General features: G+C 42.1%; 9 protein-coding genes. 4 read left to right on the forward strand and 5 right to left on the reverse strand.

Features of this window, described 5'->3' with window-relative positions; genetic code table 11:
* Positions 1 to 23 precede the first annotated feature (23 nt).
* Both IPM47_10085 and IPM47_10090 read right to left on the reverse strand, forming a co-directional pair.
* Complete coding sequence (locus IPM47_10085; protein ID QQS31235.1) at positions 24 to 881, reverse strand: glucosaminidase domain-containing protein; 858 nt, start codon at positions 879 to 881, stop codon at positions 24 to 26.
* A 182-nt stretch (positions 882 to 1063) separates the two neighbouring features.
* Positions 1064 to 1981 (reverse strand): IS982 family transposase, encoded by a 918-nt coding sequence (locus IPM47_10090; GenBank protein QQS31236.1) that lies wholly within the window; start codon positions 1979 to 1981, stop codon positions 1064 to 1066.
* Between the two features lie 209 nt (positions 1982 to 2190).
* Here IPM47_10090 and IPM47_10095 point away from each other — a divergent pair, with 209 nt between their 5' ends.
* The 3 genes from IPM47_10095 (at position 2191) to IPM47_10105 (ending at position 8576) form a co-directional block, all read left to right on the forward strand.
* Positions 2191 to 6351, forward strand: a complete 4161-nt coding sequence (locus IPM47_10095; protein QQS31237.1) for a PKD domain-containing protein — start codon at positions 2191 to 2193, stop codon at positions 6349 to 6351.
* 146 nt (positions 6352 to 6497) lie between these two features.
* Positions 6498 to 7787 carry a DUF2851 family protein gene (locus IPM47_10100; protein QQS31238.1) on the forward strand — a complete coding sequence of 430 codons (1290 nt, stop codon included), beginning with the start codon at positions 6498 to 6500 and terminating at the stop codon, positions 7785 to 7787.
* Between the two features lie 15 nt (positions 7788 to 7802).
* Positions 7803 to 8576 carry a queuosine precursor transporter gene (locus tag IPM47_10105; protein ID QQS31239.1) on the forward strand — a complete coding sequence of 258 codons (774 nt, stop codon included), beginning with the start codon at positions 7803 to 7805 and terminating at the stop codon, positions 8574 to 8576.
* 123 nt (positions 8577 to 8699) lie between these two features.
* Here the strand turns inward: IPM47_10105 and IPM47_10110 are convergent, their stop codons facing one another.
* The 3 genes from IPM47_10110 to IPM47_10120 all read right to left on the reverse strand — a co-directional run bounded on the left by IPM47_10110 (position 8700) and on the right by IPM47_10120 (position 19512).
* On the reverse strand, positions 8700 to 9869 hold the full coding sequence (locus IPM47_10110; GenBank protein ID QQS31240.1) for an ATP-binding protein: 1170 nt from the start codon (positions 9867 to 9869) through the stop codon (positions 8700 to 8702).
* 314 nt (positions 9870 to 10183) lie between these two features.
* On the reverse strand, positions 10184 to 14392 hold the full coding sequence (locus IPM47_10115) for a gliding motility-associated C-terminal domain-containing protein (protein ID QQS31241.1): 4209 nt from the start codon (positions 14390 to 14392) through the stop codon (positions 10184 to 10186).
* Positions 14389 to 19512: a hypothetical protein gene (locus tag IPM47_10120; GenBank protein QQS31242.1), complete on the reverse strand. Its 5124-nt coding sequence runs from the start codon at positions 19510 to 19512 to the stop codon at positions 14389 to 14391. The genes IPM47_10115 and IPM47_10120 overlap by 4 nt, the downstream gene beginning before the upstream one ends.
* A 279-nt stretch (positions 19513 to 19791) precedes the next feature.
* On the opposite strand from IPM47_10120, the gene IPM47_10125 reads away from it, so the two are divergent.
* Positions 19792 to 20499 carry a hypothetical protein gene (locus tag IPM47_10125; protein QQS31243.1) on the forward strand — a complete coding sequence of 236 codons (708 nt, stop codon included), beginning with the start codon at positions 19792 to 19794 and terminating at the stop codon, positions 20497 to 20499.
* Positions 20500 to 20869: the final 370 nt, after the last annotated feature.

The raw sequence follows: 20869 nt of genomic DNA on the forward strand, positions 1-20869 counted from the left end.
CAATAAGAACTAAGAGGGGGGTGTTAATCCGGTATTTTCAGTTGTTGCCCGATTTTTATATTAGTATCCCTGAGTTTGTTTAAAAGTTTAATCATTTCAACAGAGGTGTTAAATTTTCGTGAAATTTTATAAAGCGTTTCTCCTGATTGAACAGCATATAAGTTTTTCTCGGTTTTTGCAATTTGAAGTGAAATCAAATTAAAATTGTTGGTGTCAGAAATTGGTGCATTTGCGGCTGTGGATTCGCTTTTTTGTGCTACCGGGGTTAAAGTATAGATGGTTTCATAGTTTGTGAGCAAGTCAGCATAAACAGGATGAATTACATATCTTTGATAGGAAGCAGTATCGTAATAATGTAGTCCGTAAAATTCGATAATATTAATCAAGAACTGAGCGTATCTGTTGCTGGAGGCATAATAGGCATCCTGAAGTCCTTGTGCCCATTTGCGATATTGGTTAGGGGGAAGAGTAAATAATCCGGCGTATCTTTTACTGGTAGTTAATAAATAGGAATGGTCAATAAATGACTCATAAACATGATTGTATTTTCTGAAACAGTCATCTGCTTTATCGTCATGTTGAATAAAAACCTCGCCAAACCAGTCATTACGACATTTGAACCCAAAATGGTTATTTGCATTTCTTGAAAGATAACTGTTACCATAGCTCGATTCCAAAATACCTTGACCCAATGTGATGCTTGCAGGAATCCCTGTGCGGTGCATTTCTAAAATAGCAATACCTTTGTATTTGTCAATATAGTCACTGATGCTTGTTTGAGAAAATGGAGCAGGATATTTAAAACCGGCAAAGCAGATAACGATACTAAGACCAAGAAAAAAAAACAAATAGCGCTCAAGAAATTGTAATCTTTTATTCATGTAGTAATATTGAAAGTACATCAGACAAATAAAAATCAATAAATTTTATAGGTTAAAAGGTTAATGACATTGATAACGGAAAAGTAAAACTCAAACTGTTTTTTTGTAATCGTCGTTACTTATTCGTTATTTTAACGTGAGGTTGGAAATTGGAGCCTTATTTTACAAGGGATTAAGTGATATTAAGCAACAAATTGGATGGTGTTTGTGTAATTATTTTCGTTGGGGATAAAAACAGATGGTTTTTTATCTAAGTGTTGATAGGCAATTAGCGCAGCCATAAAATGTGTAGCAGCGTTTTCCGGTTTGCGATGTCTTGTGTGTTCTAAATTGCAAACTGTTTTCAGAATATCATTTACCGATTCAATCAATGCTCTTTTTTTACTGAGAGAGACATCTTTAGGCAAAGCGGGATATTGATTTTTACGGTTCTTCTTTGGTTTTAGGATAAGTTGTAAACCTTGTTTAACAAATTCGTCAAAGAGTTTGGTGTAATAGCCTTTGTCTTTCGCACATTTGCCCTGCAAGTTGCCCAACAGATAGCGCAGCAAGTTGTGGTTATTGTCTGCCACATTTCCAGCAGTAAACGCAAACTTAACAATTTCTCCGAATTGGTTGATGACTAAATGCAACTTCAAGCCAAAGAACCAACCTGTGGAGGTCTTACCTTTGGCAGCGATGTCTTTAAACACCCGATTTTGGCTTTGACGATGTATATGGCATACCGGTAATTTGGTTGCGTCTATGAAGTAACAGCCTGTTTTGAGGGCTTTTTCACATGAACGTAACATCCAAAGCACTAATACCGGCAAGCATTTGTGTATCAATGATAAAAAGTGCTTATAGCCAGGTGCTTTCGGAAAATAATGGTTAAATTCGCCCAAAATGAGTTGTTCATAGTAGTATTGAAAAGTTTTGTAACCGGATAATTGGTAAAATACAAGAATTGTGGCTATTTCCGATGGACTTAAACCAAGCTTTCGTCCCCGAGGTTTATGACCCAAAATACAGTGTGATTGATTGCAGTTAGTATAGTCAAGCAATAAATCGTCAATCTCTATGTACAACGATACCAGTTTGTTTGTTATAACAAGAAGCATAAAGAATAGAGGGGTTGTTGGTTGGTGATTTTTTTTCCAAACTCAAAATTATATCAACCACAACCTCTTTTTTCTATTCCCCACTATTATTTATCTAAATTTAATTCCAACCTCACGTTATTTTATTGGATTAAAAAATAAATGCGGCAAAAATAAAGCAACTTTTAACTACTCGATAAGCGTTTAACGTTTATATTATCGAACAACTCATGAAGTTTATATTTCCAGAAAACTTTAATCCTAATACTATGGCCATTCGAACCGGCACTCAACATCTTAAAGTTCCCTCTTTTTTTAAACATACTTGTTATTCCTGCATTCATACAGTTCTAATTTTTTTGCTTTTTCCTGTGATTGTATTTGCCTCATATCCACATGAATATGCAGACGAGCCGCATGGTAATCACCTATATTTTATTGAGAACAAAGGCCAATGGCAGCAAAACATTCTTTCGATGGCCGAAATCAAGGCAGGGCGATTATATGTTGAACCTAAAAAGCTCACGTTTCTGTTGATGAATGTAGAACAATTAGATATGTTGCATCATCAAAGGCATCATCCCGGTTTAGACCTTAATTTTTCAGCAATTGAATGCCATGCTTTTGAAATCAATTTTATCAATTCCATCGGTACTCAAATCAGAGGCAATTGTCCATCTTCTGCATACCGGAACTATTTTATTGACAATGAACCCAAAAATTGGGCCACTTTTGTTCCAATGTATAGGGAAGTGCAATACCAAAATCTGTATAACGGTATTGAATTGCGTCTTTATACGCAATCAGACCAAGCAATAAAATATGATTTTATAGTGGCTCCCAATGCTAATGCAGATCAAATTGAAGTTGAATATCGCGGAACTGATGATATTCAGCTCGGACCTGATGGCAATTTGCAGATCATTACTTCGGTCGGTACTTTGATAGACCAAAAACCTTATGCCTATCAATATGTCAACGGCAGGGAAATACAGGTGCCCTGTGTTTTCAGGTTACAAGGCAACAGTTTAAAATTTTTTTTTCCAAAGGGTTACCGAACAGATTTGGAGCTCATTATTGATCCGACTATTGTTTTTTCTTCTTTTACTGGTTCACTTGCAGACAATTGGGGACTGACGGCCACTTACGACAATCAGAGAAATTTATATGCGGGCAGTGCAGTTTTTGGACCCGGCTATCCAACAACTTTAGGAGCGTTTCAAATCAGTTATTCGGGAGGAGGTAGCATCCAAAACTTTGTTACAGATATTGGCATCGCAAAATTTTCCTCTTCTGGCAATACCCTGATTTATTCGACTCATATCGGTGGAAGTACAGGCAGTGAGTTGCCTCACAGTTTAATCGTTGATCCTTCAAACAATCATTTGTTGATTTTAGGTACCACTAGTAGTACTAATTATCCAGCAATGACTGCAAGTTATGACAACACATTTAATGGTGGCAACAGCTTAACTATTAGCAATATTGAGTTTGTAAACGGCTCAGACATAGTCATCACCCGTTTAAATCAAACTGGCAGCAGTTTGGTGGCTTCAACTTTTTTGGGCGGCAACAATAATGATGGGTTCAATTTAGCCAATAATCTGAGGTATAATTATGGAGATGAGGCGAGGGGCGAAGTTTTTTTAGATGCATCCGGAAATGTATTTATTGCTTCAAGTACACGCTCAGCAAATTTTCCAACAACATCCGGTGCTTTTCAAACAAACTATGGCGGGGGTACACAAGATGGAGTTTTGGTGAAACTTAATCCCAATCTCAGTACCTTACTATATAGCAGTTATATTGGTGGAAGTTCGGCTGATGCAGCCTATTCGGTAAAAATTGACCCTTCCGGTATCGCTTATGTTTGTGGCGGTACAGTCAGCACCAATTTTCCGGTTACTTCGGGTGCTTTATATACTTCCTATCGAGGAGGAATAGTTGATGGGTATATTGCAAAGATTAACCCCGCGGGAACGGCAATTTTAGCTTCAACATATTTAGGTACGAACAACTATGATCAATCTTTTTTTGTGGACTTTGACGATGATTTGAATGTTTATACGGTAGGACAGACAACCGGGGCATATCCAATTTTTCCGGCTGGAATTTATGGCGTTCCAAACAGTGGGCAATATATCCATAAATTGACCAACAATTTGAGTTCAACCATCTTTTCTACCGTTTTTGGAAACGGAAACGGGGGTCCTAACATTTCACCAAGCGCTTTTTTAGTGGATATCTGTGACCGGGTTTATGTTTCAGGTTGGGGAGGTCAGGTTAATTCAAGTGTTTCCACTTCGACTACTAACGGGCTTCCTGTTACCTCTAATGCCTTTCAACTTTCAACAGATGGCAGCGACTTTTATTTCTTTGTACTCAAAGAAGATGCTTCTGCAGTTGAATATGCCTCTTATTTTGGTGGGTCGGGAGGCTTTTTAACTACTGCTGCCGAGCATGTTGATGGGGGTACAAGCCGATTTGATAAGGAGGGTATCATATATCAGGCGGTTTGTGCGGGTTGTGGTGGAACAAGCGCTTTCCCAACTACACCGGGAGTATGGTCAAATGTCAATCAATCGAGCAATTGCAATTTAGGGGCGGTAAAATTTGCCTTCGAACCACCTTATGTGCTCGCTTCGGCTTCCGCTGCCCCTGATTTTGTTGGCTGTGCCCCTTTAACTGTCAATTTTCAAAACTCCAGTTATGGTGCGACAGAATATTTCTGGGATTTAGGTACCAATGGAGCAACAAGCACACAAACCAACCCAAGCTATACCTATACCGATACAGGTTATTATACGGTGATGCTCATTGCTTCCAAACCTGGTGCATGCAATATTGCCGATACTGCCTACCTGAATATTACCATAATAGATCCGGCAACATTCACCGCCGATTTTACCCCTGCAATTGACTGCGCTCAACTTTCCGTTTATGTATCTCCCCAGGTTGGAAACCCGGCTGTTTCATACAATTGGGATTTTGGAGACGGCTATATAAGTACAAACCCAAATCCCACCCATTTTTACGATCAACCCGGCACTTATACAATCACTTTGAATATTGCAAGCACAATCCCATCTTGTCCGGTAACAGCAGTCGCAACACAAACAATTACCCTTTTACCTCCCGTAATTGCACAGGCTGTAGCCGACCCTGTTTTTGGTTGTATTCCGCTCGATGTTCAACTGACTAATAATAGCATCAATGCCACAAGTTATCTTTGGAACTTTGGTAATGGAATAACTGCTACTACCCCTGATGCGACGATTACCTATCCATTGCCGGGAGTTTACACAGTTACGCTGACCGCCTTTAATCCGGGCAGTTGTAACCTCAGCGACCAGGCAATTTTTAATATTGAAGCTCTCGATACTGTTATTGTAGCCGATTTCACTTATCAGCTTCCCGGAATTTGTGACCCGCAAGAGGTTTCCTTTTTTACCAATTATGGAAATTATGTAACATACCTTTGGGATTTTGGTGATGGCACAACTTCTACAGCAGCCAATCCGGTTCATTTGTACAATATTTCGGGAAATATTACCGCAACTTTGGTCGTCTCAACCCCTTGTGCATTGCCGGATACGGCTACTGCAACATTTTTTCTGCCACCTCCTCCCCTGGTCGAAGGAGATATTTTAATTCCGCCTCAAAGCAACTGTGCTCCTCTTTCCGTTGATTTGCAGGCAGAGGGCAATGCTGTATTGTATCTATGGGATTTTGGAGATGGAAACACCGCTCAGGGAACTTCGGTGAGCCATACTTATCCAAACCCCGGTATATACACCATACAACTGACAGCTATTGATTCGAGCACCTGTAATATTTCCGACATCACCTTATCTACCGTAGAAGTCTATACCAATGCCATAGCAGATTTTACCTACAGCAACCAATTAGCAGAGGTAGGTCAGATCGTCTTCTTTACCAATCAAAGCCAGTTTGCAGATAGTTATTTGTGGAACTTTGGTGATGGAGGAACTTCTACTGAAATAAACCCGATTTATGCCTTTGAAGATACCGGGTTTTTTGATGTATGCCTGATTGCTATGACTGATGAAGGGTGTAATGATACTATTTGTCAGTCTATTCAAGTGATTCCTGTGATTTATATCGGCGTACCCAATGCTTTTTCACCAAATGGAGATAGCAACAACGACTTTTTACAGGTTGAAGGAAATAGTGGGATTGCTTTTATGGAACTTAAAATTTTTAATCGTTGGGGAGAAATGGTTTACCAAACAAACGACCCACAGGGAAGATGGGATGGAACCTACAAAGGTGAGCCACAGGAAATGGAGGTTTACGTCTTTACTTTAGTCGCAAATTTAATCAGTGGCAGGCAGGAGTTTCTCAAAGGGAATATTACACTTTTAAGGTAAATGAATTCCTACCCGTAAGGTAACTTTTATACAGATTTACGAAAGGTTTTTAATTTATAAGAGTCAATAGGAACGAAAGTTGCGCAAAAGGTTATTTTGTATAAATTTGTGTCGAAACCCAACTTTCACCAACTTGTTGATGCACCATGACAGAAGCATTTTTATCTTATGTGTGGAAACTGCGACTGTACAATCAGAATGGATTGCGCACAACAACCGGTGAGGAGGTTCAAATAGTTTCTACCGGTGAATCACATACTTCTTCAGGTCCGGACTTTTTTAATGCCAAAATAAAAATTGGCGATACTTTGTGGGCAGGTAACGTTGAAATTCATATTAAATCGTCCGATTGGTTAAAGCATCAACATCAGCACGATGGGGCTTATCAGAATATCATCTTGCATGTAGTGTATGAAGACGATATCCCTTTAATTAATACTGCCGGAAGCAATATTCCTACCTTAGAACTCCAAAAATTTTTAGATCCGCGTTTATACCGGAATTATCTTTTACTGCTTGGAAATTCGAGGTGGATACCATGTGAAAAGTTTTTCCCACAAACCGATAATTTTGTGCTTTCTAATTGGCTCGACAGACTCCTTGTGGAGCGGCTCGAACAAAAAACCCTGCCCATTATGCAGGTCCTGGAAAATAATCTGCATAATTGGGAAGAAACATTTTATCAGTTTTTGGCGCGTAGTTTTGGGGCAAAAGCCAATGCTGAACCCTTCGAATTGCTGGCGAAATCCTTGCCTTCAATTATTTTGGCTAAATACAAAGATAAACTGTTTCAGTTGGAAGCTTTGTTGTTTGGCATGTCGGGGTTATTGAATCAGGATTTTAAAGACGATTATCCTGTTGCCTTGAAAAAGGAATTTCAGTTTTTGCAACAAAAGCATCAGTTGAAGTCGTTACCCGGTCATTTATGGAAGTTTGGAGGATTGAGACCTCCCAATTTCCCTACTATACGATTGGCACAGTTTGCACTGATGTTTCATCAATCAGCAAGCGGTTTATTTTCACATATACTTGAAGCAGAAACTAAAGAGGCATACAAGAATATGCTTTCAGTTTCTATTTCAGGGTATTGGAAGAATCATTATGTTTTTGACAAAGAGTCGAAATCGTCCAATAAAACATTGGGAAACCCGACTATTTATACAATAATTATTAATACCATTGCACCGGTTTTGTTTGTTTATGGCAATGCCCGGGATATACCCGAACTTAAAGACAAAGCTTTACAGCTTTTAGAGCAATTACCTGCTGAAACCAATCATATTGTTGACCATTGGAAATCTTTAGGCGTTAAAACAAAAAGTGCTCATCAAACGCAGGCCTTATTACAACTTTTCAACGAGTACTGTAGTCGTAAACGCTGCCTTCATTGTGCAATTGGAAGTAAATTGGTACGCTCAAACGAAATCAATGACTAATCGCAAATTTTAAATATGACACTCACATTTGAACAACGGAAACACAATGTTTTTGTAGGGCTTACTGTCATTTTTATCGCCAATGCCTTACTTGCCGAAATTATAGGGGTAAAGATTTTTTCGTTTGAACAATTGGTAGGATGGGCACCTGCACAGATTCCATTAGTAGGAGGTCTTAAACTGGACATCAATCTGAGTGCCGGAGTAGTTTTGTGGCCGATTGTTTTTATTCTAACCGATGTGGTCAACGAATACTTCGGGCGTGCAGGTGTTCGAAGAATTACCTTTCTATCTGTCGGAGCAATTATTTATGGATTCCTGATTATCTATATCGTTACGGGTTTGCCTCCTGCCGGTTTCTGGGTCGAAAACAATACCGTAGATTTAGGTGGAAATCCGTATAATATCAATACTGCCTTCAGCAGTATTTTCACTCAGGGAATGAATATTATCTTTGCTTCTTTGACCACCTTTTTAGTCAGTCAGTTTTTAGATGCCACACTGTTCCATCATTTCCGGCGCATAACAGGCAACAAGTTGATTTGGCTAAGAGCCACCGGTTCAACTTTTATTTCTCAACTTGTAGATAGTTTTCTGATTTTGTTCCTTGCCTTTTATGTACTTGGAAACTGGAGTTTTCAACAGGTTATTTCGGTCGGTATTATTCAATATATTTATAAAATTACGGCGGCGGTAGTACTTACACCATTGATTTACCTCGCACATTCTGTTATTGACCGCTATTTGGGCGAAAAGGAGGCTGTTGAAACTGCTCAGGGAGCGCATTAGATTACGAAGTATCTGAGTTTAAAAGAGAATTAGTCGAAAATTCAGTTTAAAGGCGCTTAAGCAGGATACTCTTTTTTACGGGAGTGTGGGTATTGGCGAATTATAATATTAGAACGAATAGTTTTAACGTATGTCACACCACACCGGCATATCTTTCCAACCGTTCACTGTGGCTGAAGAACGAAATTGATTATTATCACCTCCATAGATAATATGCCCGAGTTCAGGTGGATTGTCAGAAATGCGATTGAAAAATTCGAGGTTTCGGAAAAAATCGGACTGAATTGTACGACCGGATTTAATTTCCACCGGAAAGATTTTGCCACCTTCTTCTATAATCAAATCAATTTCAATTCCTGTATTGTCGCGCCAGAAAAAACAATTTGGGCGAATACCCCGATGATAAAACTGCTTCATGGTTTCGATTACAATTAAGTTTTCAAAAATAGATCCTTTCATAAAATGTGTGTCTAATTGTTCTTTTGTGCGAATACCAAGTAATGCACAGACTAAACCGGTATCATAAAAATATAATTTTGGAGTTTTTGTAAGCCGCTTGTTGAAATTTTTGAAATAGGGCTGTAATCTGAATGCAATAAAACCGGTTTCAAGAATAGAAAACCATCGTTTAACCGTATTGGCATCTACTCCGGCTTCTACAGAAATTGCACTTAAATTGAGCAACTGACCAATTCGGCTTGCGCACAAACGAATAAATAACTGGAATTTGCTTAAATCGGCAACATTGAGCAGTTGTCTTACGTCCCGCTCTACATAGTTTTCGATATAGGAAGGATAAAAATCCTGTGGCGATACTTGTTGGTCGTATATTCTTGGATATGAACCATTAAATAAAATCAACTCGTAATCATCAGGCAACAAGTTTTCTTTTTTTAGTTCTTCGTTGGAAAAAGGTAACAGATACAAATTTGCAGCTCGTCCTGCCAAACTTTGACTAATCCGGGCAGATAATTGAAAGTTTTGGGAGCCGGTTAAGATAAATTCCCCATTTCGCCGGGTTTCATCCACTACAACCTGAATATAAGAAAAAATATCGGGGGCATATTGAGCCTCGTCAATCACAACTCCAGCCCCTAATGAACGGATAAACCCTTGTGGGTCTTGTTGGGCAAACTGCCTCTGTTCCAGATTTTCTAAATTGACATACCGATAATCATTAAAAATACGGCGAACCAGCATTGTCTTACCGGATTGTCTTGGACCTGTCAAGCTGATAACCGGCATTTTTGTTGCCAGGCTGCGCATCTTTTCTGAAAGCAAACGATCTATCATGCCTCAAAGCTAATACAATGTTTTTACAAATACGGAATCCCATGTCAGATTTGTAAAAATGCGATTTATTTTCTTATGCCGTCTGGGTGTTAATGCCACCTTTTATTTAAAATTAGCTCGTATAAATACTCCTTCAATATCCAAAATAAACCACTCAGATTGCTTATAGGAGTTGATTTTAAAAGCATTTTCCATTAACTCGTGGTGTAAAATTATAGCATAGCCGGTATTAGAATTTTTGAAGTATGTAACAAAAAAACTCCCGATAATTGATAAAATTATCGGGAGTAAAACGATAGGTTCAAACCCCGTTTTTATTTTATAAGAGTAACATTGCCTTTAAAGAACTCTTCAGAACCATCGGTAAAAGTTACTTCGGCATAATATACATAAACGCCAAGTTCCGCATCCTTTCCTTTGAACGTTCCATCCCATCCTTTGTCAATGGTTTCTCCAATCATCTGGAATTTTTGACTTCCCCAACGGTCATAGATATACAGGTTGACGGTTTCAACATTGAAGCCGGCGAGTCTGAAAATATCATTCTCACCGTCTCCGTTTGGAGAGAAGGCATTGGGAATAAGGACAGATTTTTGGTAGATCAGTCCTATGTTAAGTGAGGCGGAAGCCAAACAACCATATTCGTCAGTTGCAACAACCGTGTATGTAGTATTATCGTCAACAGGGGTTACAATGGGGTCAGAACAATCGGTACAATCAATAGTACCGCCTGTTAAACTCCATGAATAGGTCAGTGAACCATTTAAGGCCGAATTGGCAAGAGCTGTAAGCTGTGCCGATTGACCCGGGTTAATAAAGCCGGTACCCGTGGTAGCGGTAACACTTACATTAGAAACACCAACGGGTTGAGAAAACTGAGCTGTACAACCTTCCGGAGTGGTAACGATTAATGATGCCGTATAATTACCCGGACTGTTCCAAGATATACTGTGTGGGCCTGCGCCGGTTTGAGTTCCTGCAGTTCCGAAATTCCACGAATAAGTCGAGCCGGCAACTGCCGTTCCAGTAAATTGGAAATCTGCCTGATCGCCTAAACAGATGACATCAGGAGCTGTGAAAGCTGCTTCCGGTAATCCGGCTACTATAACAGGTAGGGAAGAAGTATAAAAGCAAACTCCACCATCATTGTAATCATAAGTGATGGTATGAGTCCCTTCACCTGCAAGTGCAGGATCAAAGGTATTACCGCTGATTCCTGTACCACTAAAAGTTCCACCTGAAGGAGTTCCGGTAAGAGTAACGGCGGCGGCATCAATACAATAAGTCGCCGATAAGCCTGAAATAACGGGCGTTAATGCCGGACATGACAAAGTGATACAGCTTTGAGATACGGTTATACTGTTTCCACATTCAGGAGGGCCTAAAGCAGTTAAACTGATTGTAACGGTTTCATCCTGAGCCAAACCTGTAGCAGTATAAGTTGTGGTACCGGCAGGTAATGTATCTGTTACTCCGTTCACAGTAATTTCATAGCCTGTAGCACCGGGAATGTCAGTCCATAAAAATTCGAGTGAGGCATTGGTAATTAGTCCACAAACAGGGGCAGGCGGCGGCATATTTCCGGGTACAATTACTGTTGCTGTATCATCACAGCCATTGTCGTCGATAACGGTTACAGAATAACTACCTGGCGCTAAACCTGTTGCATTTGGTGAATTAAGGGAAGCATTATGCGACCAGGTATAGCTGAACGGTGCCGTGCCGTTAGATACGGTTAAAGTTGCTGTTCCATCGGTTAATCCGCAGTCAGAACCGGTAGCGTTTAAACTTGCAACCGGAGAGTCGAAACTGTCAACAGTAGCCGACAATACATTGTCGCAATTGTTGAGATCAGTTACTGTAATTGTATAAGTACCGCCGGGTAAATCTGATGCAGTCAGGCTGTTTAATGATGGGTCGTGAGACCATGTATAGGTTAAAGCTCCCGTACCTCCGGAAGAACTGAAGGTTACAGTACCGGTATTTTGACCACAAAGTGCGGGAGTTGTTCCTACTAAAGTTAATTGAGGTCCGTTCAACGAAGTTACATTAAGGCTATGGTTATCGGTGCAACCATTGGCATCTGTTACAGTAACCGCATAAGAACCCACCCCTAAACCGGTGGCATTGGGGTTGTCCAATCCGGGATTTTGAGACCAGGAATAAGTGTAAGGGGCTGTTCCTCCGGTTACGGATACGCTTGCAGAACCATCCGTTTGACCACAACTTGCGGGATTTACAGTTCCGGTACTGAGTACCGGAGCAGTTGATGCCGCTATTGTTGCTGTTTGGGTTGCAGTACATCCGTCTGTGCCGGTAACTGTAACGGAATAAGAACCCGGCGCTAATCCTGTTGGATTTTGCGGATTACCGGCTATCGCAGGAGACCAGCTATATGATGGCAATGTTATACCGGTACTTGTTACACTAAGGCTACCGTTATTGATTCCACAGGTAGTAGCGACAGGTGTTAGGTTGGCAGTTGGTAATGCGCTGACATCTACAGTAGCACTTGCAGTTGCAGAACATCCTCCACCACTAACGGTAACGGTATAGTTGCCTGCAGGTATATTTGAAATGGTTTGGGTGGTCAACCCATTTGACCAGTTATAAGTCGGTCCGGTAATATCGGTACTTGATGCTGCAATACTTCCATTATCCAATCCACAGGTTGTAGCAACCGGTGCGGCACTTGCAGTTGGCAAAGGACTTGTGTCCACCGTGGCACTTGCTGTTGCTGTACATCCATCTGTTCCGGTAATTGTAACTGTATAGATACCGGCTGCAAGATTACTCAGATTTTGGGTATTCATTCCATTTGACCAACTGTAAGCAGGTCCGGTAATCCCGGTGCTTGAAGCTGAAGCTAATCCGTTATCCAACCCACAGGTCGTTGCAGTTGGCGCTATGCTTGCTGTCGGAGCAGGGCTTGAGGCAACATCGGCTGAAATAGTTGCTTCGCAACCATTTCCATCCGTTACAGTTACCGTATAAGTACCACTTGGAAGGTTGGTTGGATTTGGGTTGTTCAGTCCCGGATTGTGTGACCATGAGTAGGAAATTGTACCTATTCCACCTGATGCTGAAACCAGAATACTTCCGTTGTCATTTCCACAAGTGGTCGGGTTAACTCCGGTTACGCTGACTGAGGGGACTTGATCGGCACTGACACTGAGATCAAGTGTTGTCAGACATCCGGTAGCATCGGTAGCAGAAACGGTATAGTTGCCCGGTGCAAGTCCGGTGGCATTAGTACTGTTAAGCCCGATATTGTGCGACCAAGCGTAAGTAATTGTACCGTTTCCGCCGGTGGCAGAGATAGTAGCAGTACCATTGTCTAATCCACAAGTGGAATTGACAGTGGAAACGAGATTCAAAACTGCTGCATTCAGTGTAGGAACATTAACGGCAACAGAAGCCGTACAACCGTTGTTATCTGTAACGGTTACCGTATAAGCCCCGGTAGCAAGATTTGAAGCGGCGTTAGCGTTTAGAGCAAGGTTATGAGACCATGAATAATTATAAGGTCCAACTCCACCGGATGCACTAACCGTTGCGCTACCGTTGGACTGTCCGCAACTGGCCGGATTTTCGGCAGTAACCAATAAAGTCGGTACTGGCGTTGCAACAACGGTTGCATCTATGGTAAAAACACATAGGTTACTATCAGTTACAGTTACAGTATAAAGACCCGGAACTAATCCGGTTGCATTCGGACTGTTTAATCCTCCATTATGCGACCATGAATAGGTCAATGGTGCAGTTCCTCCTGCAGGAGAAACTGTTATGCTTCCTGTAGGTCCGCCGCAGTTGGCGGCTGTAATGCCTGTTACTGACAGCGTAGGTCCGGGGATATTGGTAATTACAATGGCTTCCACATCAATACAGTTGTTCTCGTCTGTAACGGTAACAAAATAGTTGCCTGCTCCAAGATTGGTCGCATCTCCTGAGTTAAGAGCTCCGTTATGCGACCATGTATAATTGAGAACACCGGTGCCACCTGATGCAGATACACTGATTGCACCATTGGTTCCCCCGCATGTTGCATTAGTGCTGCTGTTCAGGGTAACAGTAGGAGCACCCTCGTTTGCAATACCAATTGGCAAGATTGCCTGACATCCGTTAGCATCGGTTGCCGTAACAGTATAACTTCCTGCTGCAAGGTTAGAAGCAGTTGAATTGTTTAATGCCGGATTTTGTGACCAGCTATAGGTAATAGGAGCAGTTCCTCCTGATACAGAAACCGTAGCTTCGCCATTGCTTAAACCACAGGCGGCATTAAAAATGTTGCTGACAGCTAATGTTGGCCCTGCAAGATTGATGATGCTTACAGTTTGCGAAGTGGTACAGTTATTGGCATCGGTAACAGTAACGGTATAAGAACCGGTATTTAATCCTGTTGCATTGGGGTTGTTCAACACTGCATTATGCGACCACGCATAGGTCAATGCACCTGTTCCGCCTGATGCAGTTACGCTGATGTTTCCGTTAGCATTTCCGCAAGTGGCATTGGTTGGGGTCATTGTATTGATAACCGGCCCGGAATATTGGTGATGGTTGCAGTTTGAACAGCCGTGCAGTTGTTACCGTCAGAAACTGTAACTGTATAAGAACCGGCAGTAAGTCCGTTGGCAGTGGATGCATTCAACCCGAGGTTGTGTGACCAACTGTAAGTTAATGTTCCGGTTCCACCTCCTCCACTCACATTGATACTTCCGTTTGGATTACCACAAGTTGGGTTGGTTGTACTAAGTACAGATAAAGTCGGGTTGGGTATGGGAACAAAAGTATAGGAATCGCTGGCTGTACAGCCATTTGCATCGGTTACAGTAACTGTGTAAGTTCCGGGAGCATTAACATTCAGGTTGGGCGAGTTTTGGTTTCCAGTCCATAAATAACTGAAGAAACCGGTTGTTGCACTCAACACTCCTGTTCCACCACAAGCAGGTGCAGCAGTAATCGTTACATATTGTTGGGGGAATACGGTGATATTGATATTATCAGTTCCGGTACATCCGTTGATGTCTGAAACAGTAACACTATAGGTAGTATTGGTTGTCGGAGAAACAGTAATCGTAGAAGAAGTACTGCCTTCGCTCCAGTTATAGGTGGTATAAGCACCGGAAACTCCTAAGGTCATAGACAAACCGGCACAGAGGGTAGTTGGTCCGGGAATATTAGGAGTGAGTTGCGAATTAACGATTAACTGATAATTGGCAGTGGCAGTACACCCTTGAGCATTAGTGGCAGTTACTGTGTAGGTCGTTGTATTTGATGGGCTTACAGTTACAGAACTGTTAGTTCCCAATCCACCACTCCATTGGTAGGTTGCTCCTCCGGATGCCGTTAAAGTAGCGCTGCTGCCGATGCAAATATCACCCGGTCCGTCCATAACGGGAACCGGCAATGCATTGACCGTAACCGTAACGCTTGTTTCGGCGGTACAGTTTGCCGCATTAGTAACAGTAACTGTATAGGTAGTAGTAGTTGCAGGAGTAACATTGATGCTTGCTGTATTGGTTCCGTTACTCCATTGATAAGTAGTTCCACCGCTTGCTGTCAGGGTGGTAGCTACTCCGTTACAAATAGTAGTGTTTCCGCTGATTGCCGGCACCGGTAATGCGCTGGTATTGATATTTACTGTTGCAGAGGCTGTACAACCTGCCAAATCTGTAACAGTAACTGTGTATGTGCCGCTGCCAATGATGGTAATGGTTTGGGTGGTTTCACCGGATGCCCATTGATATTGTTCAAATCCTGCAGTTGCGGATAAATTGGCAACATTCCCCTGACAAAAACTTACCGGTGGAATATTGACAACCGGAGGCGGCGTAACAATCACATCTGTACTGACCGGAACGGCAGGGCAATTTCCAACGATAACTAAAACGGTATATTCGCCCGATTGAGCATTCATTCCGGTAAGAATTGGATTTTGCTGAAATTCTGTAGCAGGAGTAATGCCCGGTCCAAACCACTGATAAGTTGCGCCGGGTTGGTCGGAGGTAGCAAATAACTGGATATTGCCGCCACAAGCCGGGCCATTGTTGCTTGCTGTTGCTATTGGAGCTATCAGCAAATCAACTACTGTACTGGCAGGCGCAGAAACACATCCGTTTACGGTTACCACTAAAGTATAGGTACCCGGAATTGCAGTATCGGCCTGTATGAAAGGAATTTGATCGCTCGAAGTATAGCCGCCTGGCCCTGTCCAACTATATTCAATTGCGCTGCCCGGAGGAATACCACCCGGAACGGTAACATCTCCTAACAACTGAATAAACTGACTGGTACAAACAGGCCCGTTACTTGCGGCAATAGCCTGCGGTATTCCGTTTACACCAAGCGTAAAAATTTGAGAAGCCGTACATCCGTTGGCATCGGTGGCAGTTACAGAATATGTGGTAGTGAGTGAGGGATTTACATTAATAGTAGCACCCGTCATTCCGTTATCCCAAACATAACTAACTCCGCCACTTGCGGTTAAACTGGCAACCTGACCATTGCATATTGCCAAAGGCGCGCTGATATTGACCACCGGAAGCGGATTTACGGTTACTGTTACTGATGAGGTAATCGAACAGTTGGCAGCACTGGTAACGGTAACAGTATAAGTTGTTGTAGAGGTTGGGGTTACCACCACTGAAGGAACATTCCCCCCTCCTGTGCTCCATGAATAATTGGTTCCGCCGCTTGCTGTAAGTATAGAAGTTCCTCCGATACAAAATTCGGGAGGTGTGGCTGTTACAACCGGTACCGGAAGCGGTGAAACAAAAACCGTACTTTCAGCAGTAGCCGTACATCCTCCTGCATCGGTAACTGTAACAGTGTAAGTAGTTGTAGTTACAGGACTAACTGCAATAACAAAACCCGTATCGCCATTGCTCCAAACATAATCTACCCCACCTGTTGCACCCAAAAACACGACATCGCCAACACAAGCGTTTAAATCACCATCAGTTGAGGCTACAGGTGGTGGGGTAATGTTGACGGTAGCGGTTGTAGAAGCAGTACATCCATCTGCATCCGTTACTGTAAGGGTATAAGTAGTAGTAGCTGCAGGACTGACACTGATATCAGGACCGGTTGAACCGTTCGACCATGCGTAGTTATTGTATCCGGCAGGTGCAGAAAGATTTACCGTGCCTCCAAAACAAGTTTGCTGAGCCGTTAAAGGCGATAAAGATATATCGTTAAGATTGACCGTAGAACTTGTGCTGGCCGTACATCCGTTTGAGTCGGTAACGGTAACGGAGTAAGTTCCTCCTGCTGTTACATTCAAGGTTTGGCCCAATGCTCCGTTCGACCACTGATATTGTGAATAGCCTGCCGGATTTGCGGTCAACAACGATCCTACACCGGTGCAGATATCAGTATCTCCGCTGATAGAAACAGTTGGGTCAGGCGCATTGGTTACTGTCACATTAGCGGTTCCGGTACACCCGTTTGATGAAGTAACAGAAACAGTATAGGTTCCGGAGTTTGCCGGAACATTAATACTTTGAGAGGTCGCTCCACCTGGAGTCCACAAATAGGTCGCAAAACCTGCCCCAACATCCAATGTAGTATTTTGTCCAATGCAAGGAGTAAGATTCCCGGCAATGGATGGATTTAAATTAGTATTAACTGTAACGGTTGTTTGCGCAGTTCCGGTACAGGTATTTGCATCTGTAACGGTTACTGTATAGGTACCGGCACCGGTTACGGTAATACTTTGGGTATTCCCCCCATTTGACCAGGTATAAATGTTAAATCCGGGTGGTGCGCTCAATGTAGTATTGCCTCCGGCACAAAAAGTGGTTGAACCACTGATACTTGGGGTAGGCGGGGGGTTAACAGGAACAGATACGGAGGCTGCTGCCGTGCAACCGAAAGCATCAGTTACAGTTAAAGTGTAGGTTGTTCCGGTGGTCGGGCTGACCGTTATGGATTGACCGGTTCCCCCTGTGGACCAAGCATAAGAAGCATATCCGGGTCCGGCATTCAGAATGGCAGAACTTCCCGAACAAAGCACGGGAGGTCCAATCAGGGAAGGTGGAGTCAAAGTACTGATATTGACCAATACACTGCTGCTTGCTGTACAACCGTCAATACTCGTCACAGTTACGGTATAGGTAGTGGGTACTGCGGGATTGACCGTAGTTGTTTGTGTCGTTGATCCGGTTGACCAGGCATAACCGTTATAACCCGGGCCGGCATCTAATAATCCACTTTGACCGGCACATACATTTACCGGAGCCAAAGCCGGCGGTGTAACCTGATTGACGGTTATTGTAACATTACTCACACCACTACAGCCCAGGGAATTGGTTACCGTAACTGAGTAGGTGGTTGTTGCTGCGGGATTAACGGTGATGGTTTGTCCGGTTTGTCCGGTTGACCATTGATAATCGCTAAATCCTGTTCCGGCATTTAAAGGAATAGAGGCACTTTGACAAATCGTTGCAGGAGGGATAGTAGGAGGAACAATATTGTTTCCGACCGTTACTAATGCGCTACTGCTTGCCGTACAACCTGCTCCGTTTGTTACAGTAACGGTATAGGTGGTTGTTGTAGCAGGACTTATCGTGATGGATGAAGTGGAAGCACCATTAGACCATGCATAATTGGTAAAACCCGGCCCGGCATTTAAAGTAGCAGGCTGTCCCGCACAAATATCCTGTGGAAGCAATGGTGGGGGCGTGATGGGGTTTACATTTACGGTTACATTATCGGTAACTGTGGTTTGCGTTCCATTACAGTTGACATAAGTTATTCTTACTGTGTATGTGGTAGTAGCGGAAGGTGTTACACTGATTGAAGCTGTATTTCCAATTACAGTAGCACCCTGAAGCCATGATATAGTATAGGTGGGAACACCTGTCGGATAAAAACGTTTTCCGTCGTTTGCTGCGGTCCATTGAGTGGGGGAGTTGCGACCCGGAACTACAACCGCCACATTACCCGCCGCATTTTGAATGCCCTGTATGGCACGTCCACTATTCCATGTGGTACAAAGTGGTTTATTCAAAATATGTTGGTCAATGATATTGCTCGATTCATGGAGAATTATCTGCTGGGATGAAAGTTGACTGTTACAGGCAAAACTGAACATCGGAATTTGATAAAACGTGATGATAAATCTGCGACAAGGCGCTGTACCATCTACGTGAATTTTAATACGGTTGGGATTAAAACCAACACTTGGGTCAATATCGTGCCAGGGACAACCGATGGTGTTATTCATATTCTGTGCTGCACTAGGCCATGCTGCGTTAATCGGCCATGTGCAGTAACCGTTGGCGTAGGGCAGGTTAAAAGAAACTACTCCGTTCGAACCAACGACTAATTGGTTGTAGTTGTTTCCGAAATAACAAAAATTGAAGCCCATGTTGATGACACTTGACCAAATATCATCTATGTTTACTAATATATTGGTTCCGGTGGTAAAGCTAAATGGATTGTAGGGTATATTACCAACCGCATAAGTGTTTGTTTCTCTCATGTTTGCAAAAGTAGCAGTCAGGGTAACCGCCTGCCCTCCGCAAGTGGTTTGGTCAGGCCCTGCATCCACCCAATGACAAAGGTCAGTATCAGGTGGAACCTGTGCATAAATGGAAAAGTGGAGAAAAAATAAAACTAAGGCAGGTAGAAGTTTTCTCATATTTTAAGTGAAGTTTAATTTTTAATATTTAGCTTGGGTTAAGTAAATTAAAGGTTTATCAAATAAGGCAGAAATTGGCCGATAAAATTAAGGATAAAAGGGCTAAAATGTATCAGTTGCAACTAAAAGAACCAAATTGTCGTATGTTTTTGGTTTTACCGGATATAAAAAAAGTAAATACGGGAAAAATTACTCACATATTGCGCCAAATTATTTGTATTCTGACTAATTTCACCCGCTTTAATTAAAAGCAGTTATTTTTTTAATAATCATATTGCTATGTTACCCGGACTACCTGCTTATGTTACCCTGACCTTTGTTATAAGCTTGTTGCTTGTTTTGTTTTTTTTAGGTTTGGCGGTTAAAAAATCAGATGAAATTGCCCACAAAAGATGGTTTTCACTTTTATTTGGTTGTATTGCTGTTTGGATATTGCTCCAATTTTGGTTAGGTTGGACAGGTTTTTACAGACACTACAACGATATTCCTCCCCGTTTCTTGCTGGCTGTGCTCCCCCCTTTACTGTTTATCGTTTTTGTGTTGATGTATCGCCCTGCCTTACTTTATGCCAAATCCATGCCATTAAATTTGTTGACCTGGTTGCATGTAGCCCGGATACCGGTAGAGTTAGTTTTGTACTGGTGTTTTGTACAAGGGGCAATTCCTGAAATTATGACTTTCGGAGGACGAAATTTTGACATTTTGGCCGGGTTGACTGCTCCTTTGGTTGCATACTATGGAGCAGAAAAAGGAATCCTTCAAAAAAAACATTTATTGTTGTGGAATCTGATTTGCCTGGGGTTATTATTCAATATTGTTTTAACAGCGGTACTTTCTGCTCCCTTTCCTTTTCAGCGATTCGGTTTTGCTCAACCCAATATTGCTGTTTTTTATTCCCCGTTCATTTTATTACCTGCTTTTATAGTCCCGGCTGTATTGTTTTGTCATTTGCTGGCAATTTTAAAACTTTGGGGGAACTCACATTAAACAGCCAATAATATCAGTTGATTGAGCAGGATTTAATTTGCTCCAAAGTATCCCTGCATTACAATAAATTCCCTCCGCAAAAGCTTCTTGCACCTCTGCAACACAATAAATCACCTCTGCAATGACTTAATGTACCCCTGCAATTGGTTATTGCACCCCTGCATTGGATGAATGCACCCTTGCAATGGGTTACTGCACCCCTGCATTAATATAATGTACCTTTGAAAAAGGCTCGTGTGCCCCTGCAATAATTCAATTCACCTCTGCAATGACTTAATGCACCTTTGCAATAACTCAAAGTACCCCTGCATTAAGTCATTGTCAATCTGCAAAACTTTATTGTACCCCTAATTTAATACCCTTTATTCTG

The organism is Sphingobacteriales bacterium (assembly GCA_016700115.1).
Lineage (GTDB): Bacteria > Bacteroidota > Bacteroidia > Chitinophagales > UBA2359 > UBA2359.

What these genes read in the sequence shown, in the direction of transcription:
- IPM47_10085 (QQS31235.1), bottom strand. Translation starts at nt 881, where the DNA reads ATGAATAAAAGATTACAATTTCTTGAGCGCTATTTGTTTTTTTTTCTT.
- IPM47_10090 (QQS31236.1), bottom strand. Translation starts at nt 1,981, where the DNA reads ATGCTTCTTGTTATAACAAACAAACTGGTATCGTTGTACATAGAGATT.
- IPM47_10095 (QQS31237.1), top strand. Translation starts at nt 2,191, where the DNA reads ATGAAGTTTATATTTCCAGAAAACTTTAATCCTAATACTATGGCCATT.
- IPM47_10100 (QQS31238.1), top strand. Translation starts at nt 6,498, where the DNA reads ATGACAGAAGCATTTTTATCTTATGTGTGGAAACTGCGACTGTACAAT.
- IPM47_10105 (QQS31239.1), top strand. Translation starts at nt 7,803, where the DNA reads ATGACACTCACATTTGAACAACGGAAACACAATGTTTTTGTAGGGCTT.
- IPM47_10110 (QQS31240.1), bottom strand. Translation starts at nt 9,869, where the DNA reads ATGATAGATCGTTTGCTTTCAGAAAAGATGCGCAGCCTGGCAACAAAA.
- IPM47_10115 (QQS31241.1), bottom strand. Translation starts at nt 14,392, where the DNA reads ATGACCCCAACCAATGCCACTTGCGGAAATGCTAACGGAAACATCAGC.
- IPM47_10120 (QQS31242.1), bottom strand. Translation starts at nt 19,512, where the DNA reads ATGAGAAAACTTCTACCTGCCTTAGTTTTATTTTTTCTCCACTTTTCC.
- IPM47_10125 (QQS31243.1), top strand. Translation starts at nt 19,792, where the DNA reads ATGTTACCCGGACTACCTGCTTATGTTACCCTGACCTTTGTTATAAGC.